The sequence below is a fragment of the Actinotignum sanguinis genome, from assembly GCF_030230305.1.
GTDB lineage: Bacteria > Actinomycetota > Actinomycetes > Actinomycetales > Actinomycetaceae > Actinotignum > Actinotignum sanguinis.
This window is the reverse complement of the sequence record NZ_JASPCQ010000002.1, coordinates 25,791-52,186: the sequence shown is the minus strand read 5'-3', so window position 1 is coordinate 52,186 and position 26,396 is coordinate 25,791. Positions and strand designations below refer to the sequence as shown.

Below are 26,396 nucleotides of genomic sequence, written 5' to 3'. Positions count from 1 at the left end.
GTGAAAAATATCATGGTGGGGGCGGAGGGGTGCGCGCAAGCGCCGTCGTCGTGCAAAAAACCGCGATAATCCGCGGTTTTCAGAGAATCTCCCCGGTGGCACGTCACTCGTCCACGATATGAACCGGGAGCTAGATAACTGCTGGAAAGCCTTGGAAACTTATAAGCTTTTGATGCGAAAGAGCGGTAGTGATAGCTTCGCGGCAGTGTAGCGCGGTAACAGCTCGCGCGGGCACAGAAGCCGAGCGTGAGCGCGGTAAGAGTCGATGGCGAACCACAACCGTTCCTCCTTTCACAGAAAGACAAAAGAAAATGGGAACACACAATAGCGGCGCATTAGACGCCGATAAGCGTGGTGAGCTGGAGAAACTCTCCAAGCTGCGCGTGTACACCGCCAAGCCGATCACCATTGGTCGCGGTATTTGTTTCGGGCTGGTGGACCTCATGGGTGGTGGGTGGAATACCATCATCTCCGGTCTGCTGCTCTACTTCTTCACGAACTACGGCGGGGTAACGGCTACCCAGGGTGGTCTTATCCTCGGTGTAGCTCGTATCGTTGATGCTCTTATTTCGGTATTCATCGGCCCGCTCACGGACGGTTTCTACCGCACGAAGCTGGGGCGGCGTTTCGGGCGGCGCCACTTCTTCCTCATGATCGGCGGCCCACTGCTGCTTCTCATCTTCCCGCTGCTGTGGATCCCCTTCGGCGGGTTCTGGTACTACCTCGTTATCTACCTGCTGATCGAAGTTATTATCGCGATCATCCTCATTCCGTGGGAGACGCTGCCCACCGAAATGACGCGTAAGTACGAAGAACGCACCACGCTTTCGTCCATGCGTATGTTCTGCTCGGCTACGGGTACTTTCGTGGTGTTCTTCATCCCGGCGCTGGTGCGCGGTAACGTCTCCAACCCCTGGGCCTACCTCGGAATCGGTGGCGCCTTCGCGGTGCTCTTCGCTATCGGTGTGTTCACCACTTACGCCACCACGTGGGAGCGCCCGCTCACTCCGGAATTCGTGGCCGAACTTGACGCCATGCCGAAGATGAACGGTTTCCAGATGCTCAAGCACACCGCGGTGGAATTCACCTCGGTGTTCCGCAACTCTTCCTACAACAAGCACCTGACGGTGTACCTCTTCTCCTTCACCGGCAAGGATGTGTACGCTTCGGCGCTCACCTTCTTCGCCGTCTACGCGGTGGGAATGAGCGAATCCCAGGGCTTCTGGCTGCAGGCCGTGTCCATCGTGGGTATCCCCATGACGATTTGGGCGATGTTCCTCATGCTCTCGCACGGGCCGCGTTTCCTGTGGGCCTTCTCCTTCACGCTGATCCTCGCCTCGCTGGCGGGTGTGGGTGCGATCTACCTCATCGGGCCGGAAAGCAACGCCTTCATCTACCTGCTGGCCACCGCGGTCATCTACCAGTGCGGGCGCGCGCTGCTCGAATACACCCCGTGGAATGTGTACCCCTTCATTCCGGACGTTGACTACATCATGACCCGCGAAGACCGCGCCGGTATCTACGCGGCCGTTATGACCTTCGGGCGTAAGTCCACCGGTGCGCTGGGAACCTTCCTCGTTGGCTGGTTCATGGATCTGGGCGGTTTCGTCAATCCGCTGGAAAAGGGCACGAACCTGGCGGCCTCCGGCTACACCCCGCTGCACGAAGGTGCCTGCAAGGTAGATGCCTCCGGCGTGCTGGAAAGCTCCTGCCAGGTGGCTCAGTCCACCGGCGCTTCCCATATGATCGCCTTCGTGACGGTCATTCTTCCCGCGATCCTCATCGGGGTGGCCTTGCTTGTTTCCCGCTTCGTCAAGCTGGATAAGCACACCCACGCCATCCTCATGGATGAGATCCATCGTTTGGAAGCGGGCGGGGCGAAGGAAGACGCCACTCCCGAAGCCCGCAAGGTTGCTGAAGACCTCACCGGGCATTCGTGGGACAAGCTCTGGCCTGAGGTTCCCCTGAGCCAGCGCTAAATTTAGGAACGACGCCGGCGCCGCGTACCGCGGCGCGAGCGGCCTTCCAGTTACCTCACAGCGGGGCCGAGTCCATCTCGGCCCCGCTGTTACGCACTTTCGGCGAGTTTGACTAGAATTGACATGGTTAACAACAAGAAAGGCAGCTATGTCCTCACAGCTCAGTCCCCTGGACGAAGCGGGAGTACAGGCAGCCGTAGCGCAGGCCCTCAGTGCTTTTGCCGCGGCTACCACTCTCGAGGAGTTGAAAGCCGCGCGGCTGGCGCACAGCGGTGATAACGCTCCGATCACTCACGCAAATATGCAGATCCGGAACCTCGCCAAAGAAGAAAAGCCCATTGCCGGCAAGCTTCTGGGCGCGGCCCGCAAAGACATCCAGGCGGCCCTCGCCAGCGCCACCGCCCGCATTGAGGAGGCGGAAGCGGCCGCGGCCCTCGCCACTGAAACGGTGGATGTTACCGTGCCGACCAACCGGTCCCCGCGGGGGGCGCGCCATCCGCTCACGGTTCTCAGTGAGGATATTGCCGACTTCTTCATTGCCATGGGCTGGGAGATCGCCGAAGGCCCCGAAGTGGAACACGAATGGTTTAACTTCGACTCCCTGAATTTCGGGCCCGACCACCCGGCACGCCAGATGCAAGATACCTTCTACGTATCGGGTGTCGTCGACGGTGCCGGTGCGGTAACCGAGGAACGCAACCTGGTGTTGCGCACCCACACTTCGCCCGTGCAATCCCACGCGCTACTGCGCCGCGGGGCTCCGCTCTACATCGCCTGCCCGGGCAAGGTATTCCGTACCGACGCGCTGGATGCCACCCACACCCCGGTTTTTCACCAGGTGGAGGGCTTAGCGGTCGATAAGGGCTTGACTATGGCCCACCTGAAAGGCACCCTTGATCACTTCGCCCGCCATATGTTCGGCCCCGAAGCCAAGGCGCGCCTGCGCCCCTCTTTCTTCCCCTTTACCGAACCGAGTGCCGAAATGGACCTGTGGTTCCCGCAAAAGAAGGGCGGCCCGGGGTGGATCGAATGGGGCGGCTGCGGCATGGTCAATCCGGAAGTACTGCGCAATAACGGTATCGACCCGGATATTTACACCGGATTCGCTTTCGGGATGGGCCTGGAGCGCACCCTGATGCTGCGCAATTCCATCGCTGATATGCGTGACATGGTGGAAGGTGATGTGCGCTTCTCCATGCAATTCGGAACCACCGGGAGGGGAAACTAATGCCACTTATTCCGCAGGAATGGTTAGGCTCGCACGTGGAGCTGCCCGAGGATCTTACCCCGGCGCAGCTGGCTGCCGCGCTGGTAAAAGTCGGCTTGGAAGAAGAAACAATCCATCCAGCTACTGTTACCGGCCCGCTGGTTTTCGGCCGGGTTCTCACCCGCGAACCGAAGAAACAAAGCAACGGCAAAATCATTAACTACTGCCGCGTGGACGTAGGCCAGTACAATGACGAGCCCGGTACCGGCCGGGAGCCCTCTGAGCTGCCCTCGCGCGGCATCATTTGCGGGGCCCATAATTTCGAGGCGGGCGATACCGTGGTTGTCTCCCTCCCCGGCGCGGTGCTACCGGGTGGTTTTGAGATCGCGGCCCGCAAAACTTACGGCCATATTTCCGACGGCATGATGTGTTCGGAACGTGAACTGGGGCTCTCGGATGAAAGCGCAGGAATTATTGTGCTCGACGCCGCGGCCGCCAGCCGGGTGGAACTGGGAAGTGACGCCCGGCAATTCCTGGGCTTGCCCGGGGAAACCCTGGAAATTAACGTAACCCCGGATCGCGGTTACTGCTTCTCCATACGCGGAGTAGCCCGCGAATACCACCACTCCACCGGAGCATGCTTCACCGATCCGGGCCTGCCTACGCAGCCACTCCCGGAGGCGACTCCCACCGGTTTTCCGGTGCGGGTGGAAGATAATGCGCCCATTCATGGCCAGCCCGGCTGCGACCTTTTCGTGACTCGGGTGGTGCGCGGGGTGGATCCCGAAGCGCCCTCCCCGGCCTGGATGGCACGCCGTCTCCAGCAAGCCGGCCAGCGCTCCATTTCGCTGGCGGTCGATGCCACGAATTACGTCATGCTGGACCTGGGCCAACCGCTCCACGCCTACGATCTGGATAAGATCCGCGGCGGCGGGCTGGTGGTACGCCGCGCCACGGCCGGTGAAAAACTCACCACCTTGGACGACGTGGAACGCGTCCTCGATCCGGAAGATCTTCTTATTACGGATAGCGATGGAGCACGGGTTCTTGGCCTGGCCGGCGTGATGGGTGGTGCGGACACTGAGATCACCGCCGAAACGCGCAATGTCCTGGTAGAGGCAGCGCATTTTGACGCGGTATCGGTGGCGCGTAGCGCCCGGCGGCATAAGCTCCCCACCGAAGCATCCAAGCGGTTCGAACGCGGGGTGGATCCCGCGGTGGCGGCGGTGGCCGCGCAGCGCGTCGTCGACCTTTTGGTGGAATACGGCGGGGGAGAAGCTACCGATGAAGTATTCCACTACGGCCAGGTGCAGCCGCTGCCCGCGCTGGCTTTCCCGATTGCGGATGTGGAACGCCTGACTTCATTGCGACTGAGCGCGGATCGTATCGCGGATATCCTCACGGATATCGGTTGCACGGTGGAACGTAGCGGCGAGGTGTGGAGCGTGCAGCCTCCGACCTGGCGCCCGGACCTGGTCGGTTCGGCTCATCTGGTGGAGGAAATTGCGCGCCTGGAGGGCTACGACGCAATTCCAACCGCCGTTCCCACCGCTCCGGCGGGGCGCGGCCTGAGCCCCGCGCAGCGGCAGCGCCGCGATATTGCCCGTACCCTAGCTGAAACCGGGTGGGTGCAAGTACTTACCTATCCCTTTATCCCGGCCGCGCGTTTCGATGAGCTCGGGTACGCCGCGGATGATGAGCGACGCACCGCTATCGCCTTGGCTAACCCCCTGCAAGACGATGCCAATCTGCTACGCACGTCCCTGCTCGACACCCTCATTCCGGTGGCCTCGCTCAATGTGAAGCGGGGTAATCCGGCGGTGGCAGTGTTCGAGATGGGCACGGTGAGCCGTCCGGCTGGCATTAGCCCGGCTCCGATTCCGGCAGCGGGCCAGCGCCCCTCGGAAGCAGAAATTGCTGCACTCCACGCGGCTATTCCTGCTCAACCCCATCACGTCGCCGGGGTCGCCTGCGGTCCGCGCACGCCCGCGCGGGCCGGTTACCCGGTAGAAACATGGGATTGGCGTGACGCGGTGGAAGCCGGGCGGCGGGCTGCCGGTATGCTTGCCGACGTTTCGGTACGCGCCGCGAGCCAGGCCCCTTGGCACCCGGGGCGCTGCGCGGCCATTCTCAGTGGCGATCAGGTAGTTGGCTATGGTGGGGAACTTGCTCCGGCCGTCTGCAAGGCCTTGGATATTCCGGCGCGCTCTATCGCCTTTGAGGTGAATACGGATGCGGCGCTTCCCGATACCGTGGAACCCGCCGCGGTGAAGCCGGTATGGACCAGCCCGGTTGCCAAGGAAGATCTCGCCTTTATTGTTGATGCCGACGTGATTGCCGGTGATGTACGGGCGACCATCGAGGCAGCCGCGGGGGAGATCCTCGAGGGCATTGAACTCTTCGATGTGTTCACGGGCGATCCCGTACCGGAAGGCAAGAAGTCACTGGCGTTCTCGCTGCGTTTCCGCACCGATCACACCCTGACCGCTGAGGAAACTGCCCAGGTACGCCACCGGGTCGCACGCCGGATGCGCAAGGACTTCGGCGCGGAGTTGAGGGCGTAATGGCGCAGCAGGAACTGGAGCGCGAAGAATCGGGCGAGGCCGCGGCGGCTAGCGTGGAGCGGGCCGGTTTAGAACCCGCCCGCCGGATTCTTATCACCGGAGCCTCCCGGGGCGTGGGCAAGGAGCTTGCTATTGGCTTAGCGGCGCCCGGGCGCACTCTCATTTTGCTGGCGACCAAGCTCTCCAATTTGGATGGTACCGCCACCGAATGTGAGATCCGGGGTGCCCAGATTATTACCCTCGGGTGTGATCTAGCCAAGGAATCCTCCATTCGAGAGATGTTGCGCATCCTCCTGGAGGAAGGCGCACCCGATATGGTGCTCAATTCTGCCGGGGTGTACGGGGAAGAGGAACTTCCCTGGGATACCAGTCTGGAAGATTTCCAGCGCACCATCGCCATTAACGTGGAGGCGCCGTTCCAGCTCGCGAAAACGTTGGTGCCCATTATGCTGGAGCGTGGCGGGGGGAGAATTCTTGATCTTTCCGCCACCGCGGCCTCGCACGATTCTGCGGATGCGGTATCGTATTACGCCTCGAAAACGGCGCTTTTGCGGCTGGCTGCTTCTTTGCATCTAGCCGGGTACCAGCGTGGCTTGCGGGTACTTTCCCTCAATCCGGGAGCGGTGAAAACCGATATGACGGCCTCCATGAAACGCTATCGCGACCGCACCGAATGGGTACCGCTCGGGGAATCGGTAGCTATTGCCCAGGCATTTGCGGCCGGCGAGCTCGACGGACTTTCCGGCACCCAGGTGCGGGCTGGAACGGACTCCCTGGAAAAGCTTCGCGAGCTCTCCGCGCGTGGGGTATCCGGGCGGGCGCGCCGCCTGCGCCTAACCGGATGGGATGCCTAAATCTCTCCGGGTCCAGCAATGAGGGCTAGGGGCAGGCAATGACTAAGGGCGGGAGTCTCCTGCAATGGAGGCTCCCGCCCTCGCTTTGTACCCAGAATAACTAGTGGTTAGTTAGCCCCGAATTTTTCCCCGCAGACCTTGGCTGCTTCGCCCATAATGGCCTGGTCTTCCTGGGAGAGCAAAAGGACCTGCGCGGCGATATTACGCTGGCCCTGCTCGGAAAGGCCGCGGTTGAGCGCTTCATCAACAGTGCACTCCACCAGCTGGGGGAGCATCGCCTTTTGGGCTTCCGGAATATCCTGCGTGTTCTTGAGTAACTCCGAAGTAGCGGCGAGCATACCGGCGCTCACCTCATCGCGGCTAGGTGCCGGACCATCCGTTGCGATAGCTGCCGGGCCCTTATCGGTGATCGGCGCGGCAGGCTCAGCGGAGCTTTCAACCGGTGCCGACGGCGCGGCCGGTGCCGACGCGGCTACCGATGTTTCCGGAGCCGGCGTAGCCGATTCCGATGTATCGCTCTTACCCGAACAAGCGGCCAGATTCACCACGAGGCATACCGCGGCAACGCCGCCCAAAAATTTACGCATCTTCACTCATTTCCACGCGGAATAAAACAAGTAGATACTATCAGCTACGCGGCATTCACCCGCGGGCTGCCCGCGTGAGGTATACCGCCTAACGCGCGGGTAGCACAAATGGGTAATAAGGCGTGGGCTTAGCCCTGGGGCTGGCCAACGAGCTTCGTCACGCAACCTTCGGTGATTTTTTGGAGAAGCTCATCGTCCTGTTTCGGAACGTCATTAAATTTATCAGCGTCACCCGTGGCAATGATCTTGAGGCCCTCCGCGGAGACGCCCTGTTCGATAGCACCATCGGCTATGCATTCAACAAAGTTAGAAAGCATGGCTTCCTGAAGGCCGGCCGGGGCCGACGTGCCCGTCTCCTTGATAGCGGAACTGAATCCTTGGTTCAGCCCGGCTACGATCTCATCACGAGAGGGCGCGGCATCCTTTCCGGAACCGTTGGAGCAGGCTGTTAGAGTGATCGCGGTGCAGAGCGCCGCCAAACCGGCAAAGATTTTACGCATGGAATTCTCCTCAGAAGCGTGGTAGTGGGTGAAAGTTTATCCAGCCCACCACCACTTTACCGGGAGAAGGTTACCAGCGCGTGAACACTAAGCGGCGACACCTATGAGCGACGCCACCCGCGTCCGCCGCGGCGTTCCCCGCGATCATGCCGGTCATGGCGCCGGTCTGAGCGCCGCTCAGCCCGGTAATCCGAACCGTACTCACCTTCGTCACCGCGGTTGAAGCTGCCGCGCCCGCGCCCGCGCCGATCCCCGCGCGCGGTGCGATCCGAACGGCCGTGGCCCCCACGGCGCGCGGTGGGAGCACCGCTGTCCTCGGAGATACGCAGGGCTCGCCCGGAAACCTGGGCTTCGGAAATGCGCCGGCGGGCTTCCGGAGAAAGCGGCACCCCGATTTCCACCAGCGAGAACGTGGGATAAATATCGATATGACCCAGGTCCGAACCGCGCAGGCCACCTTCGTGGGTGAGTGCGCCAACGATAGCTCCCGGCCGCACCCGATCCTTATGCCCGACCTCGATGCGGTAACGCTTCCCGCCCTTGAATTCACGAGCTTCGCGACGCTTCTTCTTGAAGGAATCGCGGCTATCCTCCCCGGTGAAGCTTTCCTCTTCATCCGCGGAAGGCCCGGGATCGCGCACGCCCAAGGCCAGCAGGGCAACGATAATATCCTCGAGGCTCATCGGCTCGGGAGCGTCACTCGCTGCTTCGGTAACGTCCTCATCCGTGGGGAGGGAGGCGTCACTCGCGGCTTCGGTAACGTCCTCGCCCGCGGGGAGGGGAGCGGAGGAGGCTGCGGCGTCGTCGTTCTTAAGCTGCTGCGCCTCTTGTTGCGCGGCCAAGAATTGCTCGAGTACCTCGCGGTAGACCCCCAGGCGCCCGGCATCGAAACGGGTGCGAGCCTGCTCCATGAGTTTGGCGGCGCGCAGTTTCGAAACCTCGGCCGGGGTGGGAAGATCGATTTCTTCCATCTTCGATTTGGTGGTCTTCGCGATGCGGCGCAGGCGCGGGAGTTCCTTCGGGGTCACGAACGTGAGTGAGCGACCCTCGCGGCCAGCGCGGCCGGTGCGGCCGATGCGATGCACATAGGTATCGGCTTCGCGCGGCACATCAAAATTGACAACCAGCCCGATGCGTTCCACGTCCAGGCCGCGCGCGGCCACGTCCGTGGCGATAAGAACATCCAGGGTGCCGTCGCGCAGGCGCGAGACCAAGCGTTCGCGATCCTTTTGGGCGACGTCGCCGGACAGCGCCGCGGTGGCCACCCCGCGGGTACCCAGCTCAATCGCCAAGTCCTCGGCGGTGGCGCGGGTGCGCACGAAGACGAGGGCGGCGTCGGCCTCAGAAACCGCGAGTACTCGGGCGAGGGCACCCACCTTGCGGCGGGCCGGAACCACGGCGAACTCCTGGGTAATATTCGCAACCGTCGAAGCCGGGGGAGTAACAGTAATTTCCTCCGGGTCGTGCAGATGAGAATCCGCCACGCGGCGAATCGCGGGAGGCATCGTAGCGGAGAAAAGCGCCGAGACGCGCTCCGCGGGCAGATCCGAGGCGATCTTTTCCACGTCCTCCGCGAAGCCCATGCGCAGCATTTCGTCGGCTTCGTCCAAAACGAAGTAGGAAACGTGATCGAGCACAAGCGCGCCGCGATCAATGAGATCCATAATGCGCCCGGGCGTGCCCACCACCACGTGCACGCCGTTTTCAAGGGCGCGCAGCTGCGGCGGGTAGGGCGAACCACCGTACACAGCCAGCACCTTGGTATCCGTGCCGCGGGCAAAAGATTCAATGGCGTCCGCGCCCTGGAGCGCGAGTTCGCGCGTGGGGGCGAGCACAAGTGCTTGTACGACGGCGCTGCTAGTATCCACCCGTTCCAGGAGCGGCAAACCGAACGCCGCAGTTTTCCCCGTTCCTGTTTGGGCGACGCCGATAACGTCCCGCCCGCTCAGCAGGAGCGGAATGGCCTGTTCCTGGATCGGGGAGGGGTGTTCAAAGCCGAGAGCATGAATAGCGGTGAGCGTTTCCTCGGAAAGCCCGAGGTCAGCGAAAGTCGCCGGAGTGGCGGTGGAGGAAGAATCAGACGGCGTGTGTTCACCGAGATGTTCAGACATGAATTCCTAACATAGGCACAGGGGGCGCAAACGCGCCGCTACTAGTTTACTCCGGGGCGCAAGCCCGGCGGTGGATATGCGCGGTGAGCTTGCCCTCTGTTCGGAACGGGGCGCGGGTGCGGTGTGCCGCAGCGATACCCGGGGATTAGTTCGGACCAGGGATTAGTTCCTGCCCGGCCCGGGTTCCTCGCTGAGCATATCCGATCCACTCAGCTTTTCCCCGCCCGGACCCACGCCACTCAGGCGCTGCGATTCGGCAAGATTGGCTGCGGCCTCACTTCCCGCGGGTGGCACAATGCGACTGGCCACCACGGCACCGGCAATAGTCAGCGCGATGGACACCGCGATTCCCGCCATCAGCGCAATATCCTGCGGCGGCGTAATAACGGAATAAATAATGCCAATTATTGCGGCAACGAGTGAAGTCCCCATGGAATCAGCCACCTGGAGCGCCGAGGAGGTGCGTCCTTGACCGGCTTGGGAGGTGCAGGCGAGCGCGTGCACGCTCAGCGCTGGGAAAGCAAAACCGCATCCGATACCCGCGATGGCCCAGCCAAGAATGACGAGGCTTCCTGGAAGGGCGTGGTGTGAGCCGGCTAATACCAGGGCCAACCCGATGGCGTCGGTAATCGAGCCCCATAGCGGCAGGCGCAGGCGCAACGCCGCATTGGTAATCCGCCCGGAGAAATACGATCCCACCGCCCAGGTAATTGAGCCGACCGATAAAATGAGACCGGCTTCCACCGGGCTCCACCCGTGCACATCCTGGAGCAGCAGCGGTAGAAACATCTCAATGGCCGTGAAAGTACCCAGGAGGACGCGGGTGGCGATTGTTGCGGGTAGTCCGCGCACTCCGCGGAAGGTTCCGCGCGGGAAGAGCGGGCGGGCACAGAACACCAGGGCAAAGGCACATACGCCAATAATCGCGAAGGTGCGTGCGTTATGCGACGTCGCCCCGCTCATAATTTGCAAGCACGCCACCAGAGCGCCGGTGCCGAAAGCCGGAACCACCATGGTGCGAATATTCATCGGCTTCTTCACGCGGTCGATATCGGGGATTTTATTCATTCCGATAAAGAAGAAGGGGCCGATGAGCAGGATGGTGGCGGGGACGAATCCGAAAATCCAGCGCCAGGACATTGCCTCGACGATAATTCCGGCGAGCAGGGGCCCGAAAAGCGAGGGGAGAACCCAGGCCGCGGCGAAAGCGGTGAAGAATCCGGGGCGACGGCGCGGCTGCACGCTATTGCCCACGATGGTATAGAAGGGCACAATAATGAGCCCGCCGCCCAGGCCCTGAATGGCACGCCCGGCCACGAAAACTTCCATGCTGGGGGAGATGGTACAGATTGTGAGCCCCACGGTGAGAAGCACAACGCCGGTGTAGAGGCAGGAATGCGGGCCTTTGGAATCGGACCATTCCCCGGCGAGCGCCGTCGTCATGAGCTGGGCAGCAAGTACCACGCCGAGCGCGAGGGCGTAGAGATTCTGGCCGTTGAAGGCGCGGGCAACGGTGGGCATGGCCGTGGTGACCGCCATGCTCTCAAAAGCAACGAGCGAAATAAAGCCGACGGAAAAAATGCGGAAAAGGCGTTCGCGCTCCGGAGATAGATACCTGCTCATTAGATCAATTACACCAGCGGAAGGGGGGAGAAAGAAAGAGGCGGAGCTCAAGAAAGTCGGTGGTGTGTGCCACCGTAGCACATGGGCCTAACTTTTGCCCCGAGTGCGCTGCGGGTTCTACCATGGAGCCGGTGCTTGCTCGTCTCGCAGGTGCCTCAGAACGGCCCGTCTAGCCGTTTCCCACGACAAGAAAGAGTGACAAAAGCGTGTTACGTACTCGTTATGCAGGCTCGCTGCGAGCAAGTGATATTGACAGCGGAGTGACGCTGACCGGGTGGGTGGATCGCCGCCGTGACCACGGGGGTATCGCCTTTATTGATCTGCGCGATGCTTCGGGTATCGCACAGGTGACCGTCCGCGAAGAAATTGCGCACGAGTTGCGTAACGAATTTTGCATTAAGGTGACCGGGATTGTGCGCGAACGGCCGGAGGGCAATGCGAATGCGGCCCTGGCTACCGGGGAGATCGAAGTGGAGGCCACGGACGTTGAGGTCCTCAGCCCCGCCGAAGCCCTGCCCTTCCAGGTCTCCGATCATGCCGAAGGCTCCGGCAAGGTTTCCGAAGATATTCGCCTCAAGTACCGCTACCTGGATTTGCGGCGCTCCTACGAACAGAAGGCGCTGCGCTTGCGCGCCAAGGTGAATCAGGCGGCTCGCCGGGTGCTGGACGGCCATGATTTCGTGGAGATTGAGACCCCGACCCTTACCCGTTCCACCCCGGAAGGTGCGCGTGATTTCATTGTGCCGGCGCGCCTCAATCCGGGAACCTGGTACGCCCTACCGCAGTCCCCGCAGCTCTTTAAGCAGCTGCTCATGGTGGGCGGGATGGAACGCTACTACCAGATTGCCCGCTGCTACCGCGATGAAGATTTCCGCGCGGACCGGCAGCCGGAGTTCACCCAGCTGGACGTGGAGATGAGCTTCGTTGACCAGGATGACGTTATCGCGGTGGCCGAAGAAGTGCTGCGCGAGATCTGGAAGCTCATCGGCTATGACCTGGCCACCCCGATTCCCCGGATGACCTTCAAGGACGCCATGGAAAAGTACGGTTCGGATAAGCCGGACCTGCGCTTCGGGTTGGAACTTATTGACCTGACCGAGTACTTCAAGGACACCACCTTCCGAGTTTTCCAGAACCCTTACGTGGGCGCGGTAGTTATGCCCGGCGGGGCCTCCCAGCCGCGGCGCACCTTCGATAAGTGGCAGGAATGGGCGAAGGCGCGCGGGGCGCACGGTCTGGCCTACGTCACCATCGCGGAGGATGGCACTCTGGGCGGCCCGGTGGCCAAGAATATTACCGAGGCGGAACGTGCCGGCCTGGCTGAGGTCACCGGCGCGAAGCCCGGGGATTGCATCTTCTTCGCTGCCGGTGAGCCGACTTTCTCCCGTGAACTGCTGGGCGCGGCCCGGTTGGAGATTGGCCAGCGGGTAGGCCTTATTGATGAGGATGCCTGGGCCTTTGTGTGGGTGGTGGACGCACCTATGTTCAAGCCGGCCTCCCAGGCCGCGGCGGAAGGCGATGTGGCTCTTGGGTCGCGCTGGACCGCGGTTCATCACGCTTTCACGGCGCCCAAGCCCGAACACCTGGATACCTTCGATACCGATCCGGCCGGTGCGCTCACAAATGCTTACGATATCGTCTGCAATGGCAACGAGATCGGCGGTGGTTCCATCCGTATCCACCGCCGTGATATCCAGGAGCGCGTCTTCAAGGTCATGGGTATCGATAAGGAAGCCGCCGAGGAGAAATTCGGTTTCCTCCTCGAGGCTTTCAAATTCGGTGCGCCCCCGCACGGCGGCATTGCGTTCGGCTGGGATCGTATTGTCTCCCTGCTGGTCAAAGCCCCGTCGATCCGCGATGTTATCGCTTTCCCGAAGATCGGCAACGGCTGGGATCCCCTCACGGACGCTCCCGCGGAAATCACCGCGCAGCAGCGTAAGGAAGCCGGTGTGGATGCCACCCCGAAGGCCTGCTCTGGCGCGGTGGATGCCGCGACCGGTGCCCCGATCACGGAGGAGGCCGCTGCGGCCAGCGCGAAATAACGGCTCGGCCGCCGCGTAGGCGGTGGCTGTGAAACTAGGGGATTTACCGGGAAGACGCCGGGCGTACTAGATGCGCTCGGCGTCTTTCACACCCGCGAGCAGGCGCGGATCAAGCGTATTGGCTGGCCCGGTCAGTATCGATAGCTGCCCGTTCGGCTCGAGGATGACAGCGGCGACGTCGTCCACACACGCAACCCCGCGCAAACGCAAAGCCATCATGATTTCTTCCGTGGTGGTGGAATGGCGCCGGGCGGCAGGGGTGAGCTCCCCGTGCGCCCAGATAACGACGGGCCGCGCGTGCACCCAGGCTTCTCCGCGGTGCGAGAGCGCGATAAATCGCAGCAGCGCCTGCATGAAGAACAGGGTGAGAAGGGCGACGATACCGCCGGCCAGGGTGGGGGTATGCCCGAGCGTCACGCGCCCCGCGATTGCCCCGATAACGACGACGGCCGCCATATCCGAGGTGGAGAGCCGGCTCACCACGTTTTGCCCCAGAGCCCGCAAAATCACCACGAGGAAAAGGTACATAAGGCAGGTGGCCACCGCGATAGCACCGGCCTGCAACCAGGTAATGCCCAGTAGTTCGGCCAGATTCAGGTGATTGATCTCAGACATGCCTCCATTATGGCGCGGCGTGCCTCCCGCGCGGCACCGCAGTCGCGGTGCTGGCGCTTGCCGGCGCGATATCCGCGGGGTATTTTTCCGGCGCGATGGCCGCGGCTTGGGCCGGCTCGTGGTGTTCGAGGGTGCGGTGCCCGCCTTCGGATACCCCGAAACGCTGGTAGATACGCGAAAGCCAGCGCGGCGCCCACCAATTCCACTTGCCCAGCACCGTCATGGTGGCCGGAACCAGGAGGATACGGCTGAGGCTGGTATCCGCAATGACGGTGATGGCCAGCAGCACGCCCACTTCCTTAATCGCCAGCATCTGCCCGAAGCAGAAGCCCACGAAAACCGCCACGATAATCGCGGCCGCGGAGGTAATAATCCGCCCGGAACGCTGCAAGCCGAGCGAAACTGCCCGATCATTCGATTCCCCGGCGTCCCAGTATTCCTTCATGCGGGCCACCAGGAATACTTCGTAATCCATGGAGAGCCCGAAGCCGAAGGCGAGGCCGCAGGCCACCACCACCGCGGTGAGCCCATTCGTTTCCGGCAAGCCCAGCAGGCCGTTATCGAAGAGGAACGCGGTGAGCCCGAGGGAGGCCACCAGGGAGAGCGAATTAATAATGATGGCCTTGAGGGGGATCAGCACCGAGCCGGTCATGAGGAAGAGCAAGATGAGCACCGCGAGTAGCACCACCGCGAAGGCGATGGGTGCGCCTTCGCGCAGTACCTGATTGAAATCAATCTGGATGGCCGCGCTGCCGCCCACCAGGATCTCCGTATTCGCGGCGCTTTCCGCTTGGGCGCGAATATCGCGAACGGTATTAGTGGCCTGGGCGGAGGTGGGATCCCCACCGCTGACAAATACCCCGAGATTATGCCAGCCGTTATCCATCTTCGTGGATTCCCCGACCTTGGATACCGCTGGCAGTCCGGCGATCCACTCCGATTGCTCGCGCAGGGCGGCATCGTCGCCCTTCACCAGGACCGTAATGGCCGGCTGGCTCAAGTCTGGGTAATCGCGTTTGAGAATCTCCTGGGTGGTGCCCGGGGACGAGCTCACCGGAATATATTCGCTGGTATCCGTACGTAAAGTGGTGTCCTTAATGGGAATAATCATGACCACGAGGATGGCCGTCACCACGGTCATAATCACCCACGGGCGGCGTTGCACCCAGCCGGCAATCCGGGAGAATACCCCGTGATCGGTATGGGTATCACCCACCGCGCGCATGAGGTGCCCCAGCCCGGGAATTTTCGCGAGCACGGAAGGCTGGGCCAGCCGCGGCCCGGCAATGCGCAATAGCGCGGGCACCAAACTCACCGCAGAAATAACCGCGAGCAACACGACGACGAAACCGCCCATGGCAATCACCCGAATAATGCGGGAATTGAAGGCCAGCAGCCCGGCAATCGCAAAAGCAATGGTGACGGCGGAGAAGATCACGGTGCGCCCGGCGGTGCGGACGGTAGTGGCCAGCGCCCCTTCCATAATGACGGCCAGGTCTTTCTTCTCCGGGCGCACGCCCGGCCCGTAGCGTTTCTCAATACCGCGGGTGATTTCTTCCCGGTAGCGGGAAACCACCAGCAAGCCGTAATCGATAGACAGCGCCAAACCGATAATGGAAACCACATTGAGCACGAAGGAATCCACATCCGCCACGAAGGTGAGGAGCCAAATACCGCCGAGGGTAATAATGATGGCAACAATGGCCCCGGCCAGCGGCATGAGGGCGGTGAGGACCCCGCCGAAGACCAGCACCATGAGGATGAGGGCCACGGGCAGGCCAATGGCTTCCCCGCGCACCAGATCGTGGCGGGCCACATCGTTAATAGCGGTCATCGCGGCGTTCGCGGAGGTGGCATCCACCTGGACAGAGTGAGCGGCCGCGAAAGAATCAAGCGCCTGCTGGACTTCGGCTTCGGTGGCTTCGCTCTTCGCATCGGAGGTGAAGGTGATGACGAGGGCGAAACCGCTCGCGGCGCGCAAACCGGCCGTTTCCTCGCTCGCCTGGGTGCGGGCTTGCGCTATGCCTTCTTCACGCGCGGAAGCGATGACTTCTTCCTCACTGGGCTGGCTCGCCTGGGCCGCGGCGGCCGCGGCGCTTACTTCTTGAGTGGCGCGGGCCTGGGCGGCCTCGCGCGGCATACCGGCACGCATGAGCTGCGCGGTAGCCGCCTCAATCTGGGCGGTGAGTTGCTGCTGGGCCGCGGCGGCGGCTTTCTGATACTCCGCGCGCGCTTTTTCCTCCGCTTGGGCGGCGCCTTCCGCTTCGGCTTCCCGCACGAGGGAAGGTGAACTCAGGGCGCTGGCCACCCCGGGGATTTTTGCGATCTCCTCACTGAGATCAGCGACGGCAGCGGTGAGCTCCTGCGGATTTGCGGCGCCGTGGACCACGGCCACCATGCGGTAATCACCCTGGGAATCGGTGAGTTCCAGGACGCGAGCGGATTCCGTTCCGGTGGTGAGGCCCTGGGTGGAGGACATGCGGGAGAACAGGCCTCCCTGACCGAAACCTGACAGTGCGGCGATACCGGCAACAACGGCGCACAATATCCAGGTGATGATGACTCTCCACGGGTGGCGAATAGAGGCACGCGCTAACAACTCTGTCATGCCTCTATTATCGCTCATTTTCCCGAAAAATAGCGGTTTTTAAGCCATCTTTGAACGCTTGACCTGGAGCTTTCGCGCACGCTGCCCGTACCCGCCACCCGTACCCGGTGCTCGGCCCACACGTGAGCCGGCGCCCACACCCGCGCGTGCGCCTAAGCGCCGAGCTCGTAGACTGGGAGGGTGGATCTCTTTGAAAGTAGCCAAGTTGATGCCCGCGGGGTGCCCGATTCTGATACCGGCCCGCTGGCGGTGCGGATGCGCCCGCGCACGGCCGCCGAGGTGGTAGGTCAGGATGAGGTGCTCGCCCGTGGTGCGCCCTTGCGCCGCCTCATTGACGCGGAGGCCGGGTCTGCGCCGTCGTCGGTATTTTTGTGGGGACCGCCCGGGGTGGGGAAAACAACCCTCGCGTACCTCATCGCCCGGTCCGGGCAGCGCGATTTTATTGAGCTCTCCGCGGTGAGCGCCGGGGTGAAAGACGTGCGGGCCGCGGTGGAGAGCGCCCGGCGCAAACTGGTGAGCAACGGCACCGAAACCGTGCTTTTTATTGACGAAGTGCACCGCTTCTCGAAAACACAGCAGGACGCGCTGCTACCGGCCGTGGAAAACGGGTGGGTGATCCTGGTGGCCGCGACCACCGAAAATCCGGCCTTTTCCGTGGTGGCGCCGCTGCTCTCGCGCTCGCTTCTCGTCACGCTACGCGGTTTGAACGACGACGATATCCGCGCCATCATCAATCGGGCCCTCACCAGTGAGCGCGGGCTGGGCGGGGCATATACCCTGGACGAGGATGCGGAATTTAACCTGGTGCGCCTGGCCGGGGCGGATGGGCGGCGCAGCCTGACCCTCCTGGAAGCCGCGGTGGACGGGGCGCGCGCCCGCGGGGAACACCGGGTGAGCGTGGAAGATGTGGCGCGGGCCGCCGATGGTGCCACCGTGCGCTACGACCGCGATGGTGATGAGCACTACCAGGTGATTTCCGCCTTTATCAAGTCGATCCGCGGCTCGGATGTGGATGCGGCCATGCATTATTTGGCGCGCATGTTGGAAGCGGGGGAGGACCCGCGGTTCATCGCGCGCCGCCTCATGATTTCCGCGGCTGAAGATGTGGGGATGGCCGATCCTTCCGCACTGCAAACCGCCACCGCGGCGGCCCAGGCCGTGGCGCTGGTGGGGATGCCCGAAGCGCGGATTATCCTGGCGGAAGCCGTGGTTCACCTGGCCACCGCCCCGAAATCCAACCGGGCCTACCGCGCGATTAATGCCGCGATTGCCGATGTGCGGGCCGGGAAGAGCGCCCCGGTGCCCCTGCCGCTGCGCAATGCCTCCTTCAAGGGCGCGGCCGAACGCGGCTACGGGGAGGGCTACCGCTACGCCCACGATTACGAGGACGGTATCGCCCCCATGCAATTTATGCCGGAGGGCCTGGAAGGTACCCGGTATTACGAACCGACCACCCGCGGCTACGAGGCGAATATCACCCCGCGCCTGGCCCGTAACCGCGAGGTGCTCGGCCGGGAGAACTGATACACTAGTTCGGTTGCTTTGCGAGAAGTAACACCTGGGGTCTTAGCCGATTGTGTTGGCCCCGAACCGGCGCCACTCGGCGCTGGAACGTACATCTACAGGAGATTATTCATGGCAGGAAATCGTTCTCGTAAGGCCGTGCGTCAGTCGCGCGCCCTGGGCATCGCCCTCACCCCGAAGGCTGAGCGCTATATGCAGCGCCGCCCCTACCGTCCCGGTGAGCACGGCCGCGGCCGCACCAAGGATTCCGACTACTCGGTCCGTCTCAAGGAAAAGCAGCGCCTGCGCGCCCAGTACGGCATCCGCGAAGCGCAGATGCGCCGCGTGTGGGAAGAAGCGCGCCGCCAGGATGGTCTGGCCGGTGAAAACCTCGTGGAGCTGCTGGAAATGCGCCTGGATGCCCTGGTGCTGCGCGCCGGCTTCGCGCGTACCATCGCCCAGGCTCGCCAGGTTGTGGGCCACTCCCACGTGATGGTGGACGGCAAGATCGTCAACCTCCCCTCCTACCGCGTGACCCCGGGCCAGGTTGTGCAGGTCAAGCCGAAGTCGCAGGCCTCCCCGCAGTTCCTCGTGGCCGCGCAGGGCGCGCACCGCGATGTGCTCCCCGCGGTTCCCGAATATCTTGATGTTGACCTGGAGAAGCTGAAGTTCACCCTGGTGCGCCGCCCGCGCCGTGTGGAAGTTCCGGTCCAGGCTGATGTCCAGATGATCGTCGAATACTACTCCCGCTAAATCGGTGGGACGTCAGGAAGGGTGCACCCGCAAAGGTGTGCCCTTTCTTTATTTCATAGCTTGGTAGCTATGTGACAGTGATGCCCGCCGCTGCTTGCAGTGCCCACGCAGGCAGCCGCGGCGTCGTCGTAAAAATTCCACTCCCGCCCGCGCCTCGAAAATAGCGGGCGGGAGAGCCTGTACCATAGGTGCGTGGCCGGCTCGGCCACATAAGTCATAAGGAGACAAATACGTATGCGCACCGCTGAGATTCGCCGGCGCTGGCTGGATTACTTCGCGAAGCACGACCATCATATTGAGCCGTCCGTGCCCCTCGTGTCGCCCGATCCGTCCATTTTGTTCACGATTGCCGGCATGGTTCCCTTCATTCCTTATATCGTGGGAACCCAGCGAGCTCCGTGGCCGAGGGTAGCCTCGGTGCAGAAGTGCATCCGTACGAACGATATCGATAACGTGGGCAAAACCACGCGGCACGGTACCTTCTTCCAGATGTGCGGCAATTTCTCCTTCGGGGACTACTTCAAGGAAGGTGCTATCGACCTGGCCTTCGGGCTGCTGTGCGCGCCGCTGGACGAAGGCGGCTACGGCCTGGAAATCGAGCGGATGTGGGTGACCATCTGGGAAGAAGATGAGGTCTCCTTCAACAAGCTCGTTGAGGTGGGCGTGAACCCGGCTCATATCGTCAAACTGACCCGGGAAGAAATTTTCTGGTCCACGGGCCAGCCCGGACCGGCCGGCCCCTGCGCGGAGATCCATTACGACCGCGGCCCCGAATACGGCCCGGATGCCGTGGGCGGAACCGTGGACCCGGGCGGGGATCGCTACCTGGAAGTGTGGAACCTCGTTTTCGACCAGTACCGGCGCGGGGAAGGCTCGGGTAGTGACTATCCGCTGCTAGGGGAGCTGGACCAAACCGCTATCGATACCGGCGCGGGCCTGGAACGTATCGCCTTCCTGCTCCAGGGCAAAAATAATATGTACGAAACCGATGAGGTCTGGCCGGTTATCGCCCGCACCCAGGAACTCACCGGGCGTACCTACGGCGCGAACGAAGAAGATGACGTCCGCATGCGTGTGATCGCCGACCACGTACGTTCGGCCATGATGCTTATTAACGACGGCGTGCGCCCGGGCAATGACGGACGCGGCTACGTGCTGCGTCGGCTCATGCGGCGGGCCATCCGCTCGGTTCGCCTGCTCGGGGTGGACGCCGCGGTCCTCGGGGACCTGGTGGAAACCTCGAAGAATGCCATGAAGGAGTCCTACCCCGATCTAGAGGAAAACTTCGGGCAGATTCACCAGGTGGCGGTGGAAGAAGAAGCCGCTTTCCGGCGCACCCTGGCCACCGGCGAACAGATTTTCGCGGCGGCCGTGGACTCTGCGACAAACGCGCCCCATGCCGGCAAGGTCATTATTCCCGGATCGGCCGCTTTCACGCTGCATGATACTTACGGGTTCCCCATTGACCTCACGCTCGAAATGGCGGCTGAGAAGGGCGTGGCCGTGGATGAAAAGGGCTTCCGGGCTCTTATGACCGAGCAGCGCGAACGCGCGCGGGCCGATGCCCAGGCGAAGAAAACCGGGCACGTGGACGCCCACGTGTACCATGAGATTCTCGATGCGCAGGGCGGACCCACCTCCTTCCTCGGCTATTTCGAAAAGGCCGCGGAAGCGCGCGTGGTGGCCATCCTCGAAAACGGGGTGCCGGTGCCGGCGGTGAGCGCGCCTTCCGATGCCGATGTTATTTTGGACAAGACCCCGTTCTACGCCGAAATGGGTGGGCAGCTTGCCGATCACGGCACCATCAGCGTAGCCGGGGGCGGTATGTTCGACGTCGTAGACGTGCAGGCACCCGTCAAGGGCTTGCATGTGCATCGCGGCTCGCTGACCGAAGGGACCATCGCGGTGGGCGATATTGTCCACGCGCAGATCGATACCCTACGCCGCCATCGGATTGCCCAGGCGCATACCGCTACCCATATGATTCATAAGGTGCTCCACGAGTTTATTGGTGAGCAGGCCACCCAGGCGGGCTCCGAAGATGCCCCCTCGCGGCTGCGTTTCGATTTCCGCCACGGCTCGCAAATCCCGGTGGACGTGATGACGCAGATTGAGGCGCGCGCCAATGAACGCCTCCAGGACAACCTGGAAGTTACGTGGGCGGAATACCCGATTGAAGAAGCCAAGAAACTCGGGGCGCAGATGCTCTTCGGGGAGAAATACGGCGATATCGTGCGGGTGGTTTCCATTGACGATGCCTGGTCGCGGGAATTCTGCGCCGGCACCCACGTGGCGAATACCGGTGAAATCGGGATGATTACCGTCCTGGGTGAATCCTCCATCGGTTCGGGGGTGCGCCGTATTGATGCGCTCGTGGGCGAAAGCGCCTACGCGCAAGGGGCGCGTGAACGCGCGCTGGTTTCGCAGCTCACCGCGATGATGGGGGTACGCCCGGAGGAGCTTCCCGAGCGCATCGACACGATGCTCGGCAAGCTCAAGGCGGCTGAAAAACAAATCGCGGCGCTGCGCCAGAAAGATATTGTGGGGCAGGTTGACACGGTTATTTCGCAGGGCGTGCACCTGGGCGATCGCACGCTCTACCGTGCCCACCTCGGCGTGGTGGAGAGTGCGGATGACCTGCGCGTGCTCGCCACGGAGATCCGCGGGCGGCTGGCACCGTCCGATGATTTCGTCATCATTATTACCGGAGTTAGCAACGGGCGTCCCCTTATTGTGGTGGCAGCTTCCGAGGCGGCGCGTACGGCCGGTCTGAAGGCCGGGGCGCTGGTTTCGCGTGCGGCGAAGATCCTGGGCGGGGGCGGCGGCGGTAAGCCGGATCTCGCGCAGGGCGGCGGTTCGGATGTGACGAAGCTGGATGAAGCCCTCGCGGTTCTGGAAGCGGAGCTGCGCGGCTAATGCGGCGAGGCGTGCGGATCGGAGTGGACGTAGGGCGGGCGCGTACCGGCGTGGCCAGTTGCGATAGCGACGGCATCCTCGCCACTCCGGTCGCCACGCTCCGGGCGAACGGCACGGACGTGAGTGAAGTTGCTCGCGAGGTGCGCGAGCGCGGCGCCATTGAAGTCATCGTGGGTTTGCCGCGCAATATGGATGGGAGTGAAGGCTCCTCCGCTAAGTATTCACGCAGGTGGGCGCGGCGTTTAGCCCGGCGTATCGCTCCGGTTCCGGTACGTTTATTCGACGAGCGGCTCTCCACGGTGGCCGCCCATGCCCAATTGCACGAGGCCGGGCGCAGCTCGCGGAGCCACCGCGCCGTTGTTGACCAGGTCGCGGCGACCGTTATTCTTAATAATGCGTTGGAAGCAGAGAGGCTCACCGGCGCACCGGCCGGCGAACTCGTGGCGGCGAGTACCGAAGCGAAAGGCGATAATGAGTGACGTTTTTGACCGCTTGAGTGCGGACGACGCCGATACCCCGCGCCGTCGCCAATCGGGCGCGCGGCGAAGCTCTCACGGGGCGGGTGTGCCGCGGGGCGGTGCACGTGGAAGCCAGCCGCACGGGCGCGGTGCCCAGGGGCGCGGGAGTTCCGGGCGGATGCCGGCGGGGCGTAACTCATCGGGCCGAAATTCGGAAGGCCGCAATGCCGCGGAGGCGAGGCGTCGGGCGGCCGCGCGGCGTACGGAGCGGGCCCGGCTGCGGCGCCGCAAGAGGATTACCACCGGGATCATTACCGTTCTTCTTGTTACCGCGCTCACCGCGGCGGCTGTTATTTTCTTCCCGCGCTTGCTGCACAGCTCCGATACCGTGCGCGACTACAGCGGAGAAGGAACCGGCCAGGTGGTGGTGCGGATTCCGGAAGGGGCTACCGGGCGGCAGATCGCAGCGGTACTCGCCGAGAAAAATATTGTTGCCACCGAAGGCGCATTTATCGATGTCTTTTCCCGTGATCCGCGCTCCACGGGCATCCAGGCCGGGGCGTATACGCTGCGCGAGCAGATGTCCGCTTCCGCGGCTCTTTCCGCCCTGCTGGATCCGGCTAATGCCGCCACGATTAAAGTGACGATTCCCGAAGGCTTTACCAAATGGCAGGTGCGTGACCGGCTCGGCAATCTTATGGACATCGACGTCGGGGTGGTTGAAGATGCGATGAACGACGCCGCAGCTATCGGCCTGCCCGCGGAAGCTGGCGGGAATGCGGAAGGTTGGCTGGCGCCCGCCACCTACGATTTTGATCCGAATACCACGGTGACCGAGGCGCTCCAGCAGATGGTGGAAGTCCAGGTTGGGCGCCTAGAAGCCAGCGGGGCGGAGCGGAGCCGGTGGCAAGCAGTGCTCACCACCGCTTCTATCGTGGAACGCGAAGGGCATCCGGCCGATTACCCGAAGGTCGCCCGAGTCATTGAGAACCGGCTCGGGGATAATGCGCCGGAAGTAGCCGGGCGCCTGCAGATGGACTCCACTGTGCTCTACGGGGTAGGCAAATCCGGCGGGGTGCCCACGCGGGCGGAATTGGACGCGGATAATCCGTATAACACCTACCGGGTCAAGGGCCTACCGCCCACCGCTATCGGGGCGCCCGGGGTACAAGCCATTGAAGCGGCTGTCAATCCGGCGGAAGGCAATTGGCTCTATTTCACCACCGTTAATCTGGAAACCGGGGAAACGAAGTTCACGGCCGATTACGAGGAGCAGATGCGTTTCCAGGCTGAGTTCCGCGAATGGTACGCCGCTCACCCGGACGGAGAGAAAAAGGACCACTAGCGTAGCTGCGCATAGGTACGACGGCGCAGCGCGAATCTGGCACGTATCGATGCGGCGGTGCCGGAGTTTATCCCCAGGTTGCTCGCGCGGCCCTGCTATCCACAGGGTGCAGGCGTGGCATCGCCCCGATACGTGGGCATCCGTAATCTGAGCGCATGAACTTCTTTTCCCGTGAACGTATCCTGCGCGGCGCTCTCAGCCCGGCGGTAGCGGTGTTGCTCGTCGTGGGTGTGAGCCTGTGCTGGGCGGGGTTGGGGTGGTCACGTTCGGTGGGTGCACTTGGGGGCGGTAGCCCTGTTGTTGATACGGGTGCCGGTAATTCTGCCGGGGTGTTCCCGGGCGCCGGAGCGCTGCTGGGTGCCGGTATGCTCGCGCTCCTTTGCGAGGCGGTAAGCGGGGCATGCCTGGCTCTTGCCGCGGTCGTGGACTCGCGGGTGCAACTCCTTCCTGATCCGCTGCTGGCGGCGGCTGGGGGAGCTGCGCTTACGGGCATCGCGCTGCGCGGGCAGTGGGAGGATAGTGCTATTGGAGCCGTGGCTGGCCTCGGCGGTTACGTGGTGCATCGTTTTGCCCAGCTCGGATGGGGTGATGTCAAAATGCTCATCGTGCTGGGGTGGTGGACGGGGCCGCGCCTTGGGCTCGGCCTGCTTATGAGCCTCGTGGGCGCGGGTATATTTGCCGCGGTGCGGGTGCTGAGCGCCCGGCTCACCGTGGATGATTCCATTCCGCTCGGGCCGTGGCTCATGGGCGGTGGCGCCCTCGCGTGGCTGGCCGGGCTAGGATAGGGAGGCGCCCGCATCCCGGCACTTCCGGGCCATGGCGGGTGAACCGGGATCCGTGAGCTCTGTGCTAACAGCACGGGTGGCCGGGATACGTAACGGGACTTATGAACGTAGGAATGGGGAATGACGCGCATGATTCGGTGGTCAACAGCGGGGGAATCCCACGGAGCAGCCCTCGTGGCGCTTATTGAGGGAATTCCAGCGGGCCTGAGCCTGAGTTCGGATACCATTCGGGATCAATTGGCCCGCCGCCGGCTCGGCTATGGGCGCGGTGCCCGCCAGAAATTCGAACAGGATAAGCTTCACGTCCTCACCGGATTACGGCACGGATCCACCCTCGGTTCACCCATCGCGCTCGTTATTGAGAATTCCGAATGGCCCAAATGGGAAGCGGTCATGTCCGTTGATCCGGTTCCACCCGAAGCACTGCTGCGTGATGCCGGGAGGGGAGATAACCAAGAACTTGCCCGGAATAAACGCCTCACCGCGCCCCGGCCCGGGCATGCCGATCTCACCGGCATGAATAAGTACGACCACAGCGATGCTCGAAACGTCCTCGAACGCGCTTCGGCTCGGGAAACTGCGGCCCGGGTGGCGCTGGGCGCTATCGCGCGCGAGTACGCGAGCCAAAGCGCTGGAATCACCATCGTTTCCCGCGTGGTGGCTCTCGGTGGCGTGAGTGATACCTCAAAGACTGTTCCCGGGCCGGCCGATGCCGCAGCTCTTGATGCCTCGCCGGTGCGCTGTCTGGATGAGGCCGTGGCCCAGGCCATGATGGAAGAAGTTGATCGGGCGAAGAACGCGGGGGACACCCTGGGCGGCGTCGTCGAAGTTCTTGCCTACGGCGTGCCGCAAGGACTGGGCAGTTACGCAACACCTTACGGGAGGCTCGATGCGGAACTGGCCCGCGCCATGATGTCCATTCAAGCGGTAAAAGGCGTGGAAATCGGAGATGGATTCACCACCGCTGGCCGGCCCGGCAGCCAGGCTCATGATGAGATCGTCCGCACCGCAGCAGGGGTGCGGCGTCTAACCAACCGGGCGGGTGGAATCGAAGGCGGCATGTCCAATGGCGAAACGATCCGAGTGCGTGTGGCTTTCAAACCGATTTCCACGGTACCGAGGGCCCTGCGCACCATCGATACTGAAACCGGGGAAGCCACAACGGCACTGCACCAGCGCAGCGATGCAAGTGCTGTGGTTCCCGGAGCGGTTATTTGCGAAGCGATGATGGCGCTGGTTCTCGCGGAAGCAATCCAGGATAAATTCGGCGGGGACACCCTCGGTGATACCCGAGCGGCGGTCCGCGCCTACCTGGATCGCATTCCGGAGGAACGCCGATGAGCGTGCGAGCAGTGTTGGTCGGGATGCCTGGGGTGGGCAAATCGACCGTGGGAAAGCTGCTGGCCAAAGATCTGGGCCTTCCCTTTGCCGATTCGGATGCTCTGATCGTGAGCGAAACGGGGCAGAGCATCCCGGAGATTTTCCAGACGGTGGGAGAAGAAGGATTCCGGAGGCTGGAAGCCGATATTATCGCGCGCACCCTCGCGGATTTTGATGGTGTGCTTTCCCTGGGGGGAGGAGCTATTTTGAGTGAAGCCACCCGGCAAGCGTTACGGCACCATCCCGTGGTTCTCATCGAGGCGCGTATGGATATCCTGGTGCGAAGGATTACCGGTTCGCGGACCCGCCGTCCGCTCCTCGAGGATAATCCCGCGCTTCGGTTGCGGGAACTCGATCGGGAGCGCACTCCGCTTTATCGCGATGTGGCAAGCGTGACGGTAACCTCCGATGGGGGTTCCCCACACCGGGTAGTGCGCCGGATTCGCGCGGCTCTGGATGAATGCGGTGATACCGCCAGGTGAAGGCTCCGCCACCCAGTGGATGCACCGCTCAGAAAAAGGTGATGGCACCGTAGCGGCTGCGTCGCAAAGATGAAACTCCCCGTG

19 protein-coding genes are annotated in these 26,396 nt (G+C 62.8%); 13 read left to right on the top strand and 6 right to left on the bottom strand.

The genetic code is table 11. The annotated features are described in order from the left end of the window. The first annotated feature begins 311 nt into the window (after positions 1–311). The 4 genes from QP828_RS01400 to QP828_RS01385 all read left to right on the top strand — a co-directional run bounded on the left by QP828_RS01400 (position 312) and on the right by QP828_RS01385 (position 6,604). Positions 312–1,979, top strand: coding sequence for an MFS transporter (locus QP828_RS01400; RefSeq protein ID WP_126134496.1), 1,668 nt, complete (start codon positions 312–314; stop codon positions 1,977–1,979). A 148-nt stretch (positions 1,980–2,127) separates the two neighbouring features. Further along, positions 2,128–3,207, top strand: a complete 1,080-nt coding sequence (pheS, locus tag QP828_RS01395) for a phenylalanine--tRNA ligase subunit alpha (RefSeq protein WP_126134495.1) — start codon at positions 2,128–2,130, stop codon at positions 3,205–3,207. Continuing rightward, the gene (pheT, locus tag QP828_RS01390) at positions 3,207–5,750 is read left to right on the top strand and encodes a phenylalanine--tRNA ligase subunit beta (RefSeq protein WP_274733065.1); all 2,544 of its coding nucleotides are present in this window, start codon (positions 3,207–3,209) and stop codon (positions 5,748–5,750) included. Before pheS ends, pheT begins: the two co-directional genes overlap by 1 nt. Beyond that, a complete protein-coding gene (locus QP828_RS01385) occupies positions 5,750–6,604 on the top strand; it encodes an SDR family NAD(P)-dependent oxidoreductase (RefSeq protein WP_274733067.1) in 855 nt (284 codons plus the stop codon). Before pheT ends, QP828_RS01385 begins: the two co-directional genes overlap by 1 nt. Positions 6,605–6,711: 107 nt before the next feature. Here QP828_RS01385 and QP828_RS01380 read toward each other — a convergent pair whose 3' ends face one another. From QP828_RS01380 to QP828_RS01365, 4 genes are all read right to left on the bottom strand, one after another. After that, on the bottom strand, positions 6,712–7,191 hold the full coding sequence (locus tag QP828_RS01380; RefSeq protein ID WP_274733069.1) for a hypothetical protein: 480 nt from the start codon (positions 7,189–7,191) through the stop codon (positions 6,712–6,714). 128 nt (positions 7,192–7,319) lie between these two features. Then, entirely contained in the window at positions 7,320–7,691 is a 372-nt protein-coding gene (locus QP828_RS01375; RefSeq protein ID WP_274733071.1) for a hypothetical protein, read from the bottom strand. 101 nt (positions 7,692–7,792) lie between these two features. After that, positions 7,793–9,802, bottom strand: a complete 2,010-nt coding sequence (locus tag QP828_RS01370) for a DEAD/DEAH box helicase (RefSeq protein ID WP_274733073.1) — start codon at positions 9,800–9,802, stop codon at positions 7,793–7,795. Positions 9,803–9,964: 162 nt separating this feature from the next. Then, positions 9,965–11,425, bottom strand: a complete 1,461-nt coding sequence (locus QP828_RS01365; RefSeq protein ID WP_274733075.1) for an MFS transporter — start codon at positions 11,423–11,425, stop codon at positions 9,965–9,967. Between the two features lie 206 nt (positions 11,426–11,631). Here QP828_RS01365 and aspS point away from each other — a divergent pair, with 206 nt between their 5' ends. Then, the gene (gene aspS / locus QP828_RS01360) at positions 11,632–13,467 is read left to right on the top strand and encodes an aspartate--tRNA ligase (RefSeq protein WP_274755669.1); all 1,836 of its coding nucleotides are present in this window, start codon (positions 11,632–11,634) and stop codon (positions 13,465–13,467) included. 66 nt (positions 13,468–13,533) lie between these two features. Here the strand turns inward: aspS and QP828_RS01355 are convergent, their stop codons facing one another. Together QP828_RS01355 and QP828_RS01350 are read right to left on the bottom strand one after the other, a co-directional pair. Beyond that, positions 13,534–14,082 (bottom strand): DUF421 domain-containing protein, encoded by a 549-nt coding sequence (locus tag QP828_RS01355; RefSeq protein ID WP_274755670.1) that lies wholly within the window; start codon positions 14,080–14,082, stop codon positions 13,534–13,536. 7 nt (positions 14,083–14,089) lie between these two features. Beyond that, a complete protein-coding gene (locus tag QP828_RS01350; RefSeq protein ID WP_284891114.1) occupies positions 14,090–16,690 on the bottom strand; it encodes an MMPL family transporter in 2,601 nt (866 codons plus the stop codon). Positions 16,691–16,870: 180 nt separating this feature from the next. Here QP828_RS01350 and QP828_RS01345 point away from each other — a divergent pair, with 180 nt between their 5' ends. The 8 genes from QP828_RS01345 (at position 16,871) to QP828_RS01310 (ending at position 26,312) form a co-directional block, all read left to right on the top strand. Next, positions 16,871–18,214, top strand: coding sequence for a replication-associated recombination protein A (locus tag QP828_RS01345; RefSeq protein WP_284891111.1), 1,344 nt, complete (start codon positions 16,871–16,873; stop codon positions 18,212–18,214). Between the two features lie 111 nt (positions 18,215–18,325). Next, positions 18,326–18,946, top strand: coding sequence for a 30S ribosomal protein S4 (gene rpsD, locus QP828_RS01340; RefSeq protein ID WP_016442833.1), 621 nt, complete (start codon positions 18,326–18,328; stop codon positions 18,944–18,946). Positions 18,947–19,180: 234 nt separating this feature from the next. Beyond that, complete coding sequence (alaS, locus tag QP828_RS01335; protein ID WP_284891109.1) at positions 19,181–21,862, top strand: alanine--tRNA ligase; 2,682 nt, start codon at positions 19,181–19,183, stop codon at positions 21,860–21,862. Then, the gene (ruvX, locus tag QP828_RS01330) at positions 21,862–22,341 is read left to right on the top strand and encodes a Holliday junction resolvase RuvX (RefSeq protein ID WP_126134484.1); all 480 of its coding nucleotides are present in this window, start codon (positions 21,862–21,864) and stop codon (positions 22,339–22,341) included. The genes alaS and ruvX overlap by 1 nt, the downstream gene beginning before the upstream one ends. Beyond that, entirely contained in the window at positions 22,334–23,665 is a 1,332-nt protein-coding gene (gene mltG / locus QP828_RS01325; RefSeq protein WP_274733088.1) for an endolytic transglycosylase MltG, read from the top strand. Before ruvX ends, mltG begins: the two co-directional genes overlap by 8 nt. 155 nt (positions 23,666–23,820) lie before the next feature. Then, positions 23,821–24,450 (top strand): prepilin peptidase, encoded by a 630-nt coding sequence (locus tag QP828_RS01320; RefSeq protein ID WP_274733090.1) that lies wholly within the window; start codon positions 23,821–23,823, stop codon positions 24,448–24,450. A gap of 129 nt (positions 24,451–24,579) precedes the next feature. Further along, positions 24,580–25,791 carry a chorismate synthase gene (aroC, locus tag QP828_RS01315; RefSeq protein WP_274733129.1) on the top strand — a complete coding sequence of 404 codons (1,212 nt, stop codon included), beginning with the start codon at positions 24,580–24,582 and terminating at the stop codon, positions 25,789–25,791. Continuing rightward, positions 25,788–26,312 (top strand): shikimate kinase, encoded by a 525-nt coding sequence (locus QP828_RS01310; RefSeq protein WP_126134480.1) that lies wholly within the window; start codon positions 25,788–25,790, stop codon positions 26,310–26,312. The genes aroC and QP828_RS01310 overlap by 4 nt, the downstream gene beginning before the upstream one ends. The last annotated feature ends 84 nt before the right edge of the window (positions 26,313–26,396 follow it).

Coding starts and splice junctions, on each gene's coding strand:
- QP828_RS01400 (WP_126134496.1), top strand. CDS start 312: ATGGGAACACACAATAGCGGCGCATTAGACGCCGATAAGCGTGGTGAG.
- pheS (WP_126134495.1), top strand. CDS start 2,128: ATGTCCTCACAGCTCAGTCCCCTGGACGAAGCGGGAGTACAGGCAGCC.
- pheT (WP_274733065.1), top strand. CDS start 3,207: ATGCCACTTATTCCGCAGGAATGGTTAGGCTCGCACGTGGAGCTGCCC.
- QP828_RS01385 (WP_274733067.1), top strand. CDS start 5,750: ATGGCGCAGCAGGAACTGGAGCGCGAAGAATCGGGCGAGGCCGCGGCG.
- QP828_RS01380 (WP_274733069.1), bottom strand. CDS start 7,191: ATGCGTAAATTTTTGGGCGGCGTTGCCGCGGTATGCCTCGTGGTGAAT.
- QP828_RS01375 (WP_274733071.1), bottom strand. CDS start 7,691: ATGCGTAAAATCTTTGCCGGTTTGGCGGCGCTCTGCACCGCGATCACT.
- QP828_RS01370 (WP_274733073.1), bottom strand. CDS start 9,802: ATGTCTGAACATCTCGGTGAACACACGCCGTCTGATTCTTCCTCCACC.
- QP828_RS01365 (WP_274733075.1), bottom strand. CDS start 11,425: ATGAGCAGGTATCTATCTCCGGAGCGCGAACGCCTTTTCCGCATTTTT.
- QP828_RS01355 (WP_274755670.1), bottom strand. CDS start 14,082: ATGTCTGAGATCAATCACCTGAATCTGGCCGAACTACTGGGCATTACC.
- QP828_RS01350 (WP_284891114.1), bottom strand. CDS start 16,690: ATGACAGAGTTGTTAGCGCGTGCCTCTATTCGCCACCCGTGGAGAGTC.
- rpsD (WP_016442833.1), top strand. CDS start 18,326: ATGGCAGGAAATCGTTCTCGTAAGGCCGTGCGTCAGTCGCGCGCCCTG.
- alaS (WP_284891109.1), top strand. CDS start 19,181: ATGCGCACCGCTGAGATTCGCCGGCGCTGGCTGGATTACTTCGCGAAG.
- ruvX (WP_126134484.1), top strand. CDS start 21,862: ATGCGGCGAGGCGTGCGGATCGGAGTGGACGTAGGGCGGGCGCGTACC.
- mltG (WP_274733088.1), top strand. CDS start 22,334: ATGAGTGACGTTTTTGACCGCTTGAGTGCGGACGACGCCGATACCCCG.
- QP828_RS01320 (WP_274733090.1), top strand. CDS start 23,821: ATGAACTTCTTTTCCCGTGAACGTATCCTGCGCGGCGCTCTCAGCCCG.
- aroC (WP_274733129.1), top strand. CDS start 24,580: ATGATTCGGTGGTCAACAGCGGGGGAATCCCACGGAGCAGCCCTCGTG.
- QP828_RS01310 (WP_126134480.1), top strand. CDS start 25,788: ATGAGCGTGCGAGCAGTGTTGGTCGGGATGCCTGGGGTGGGCAAATCG.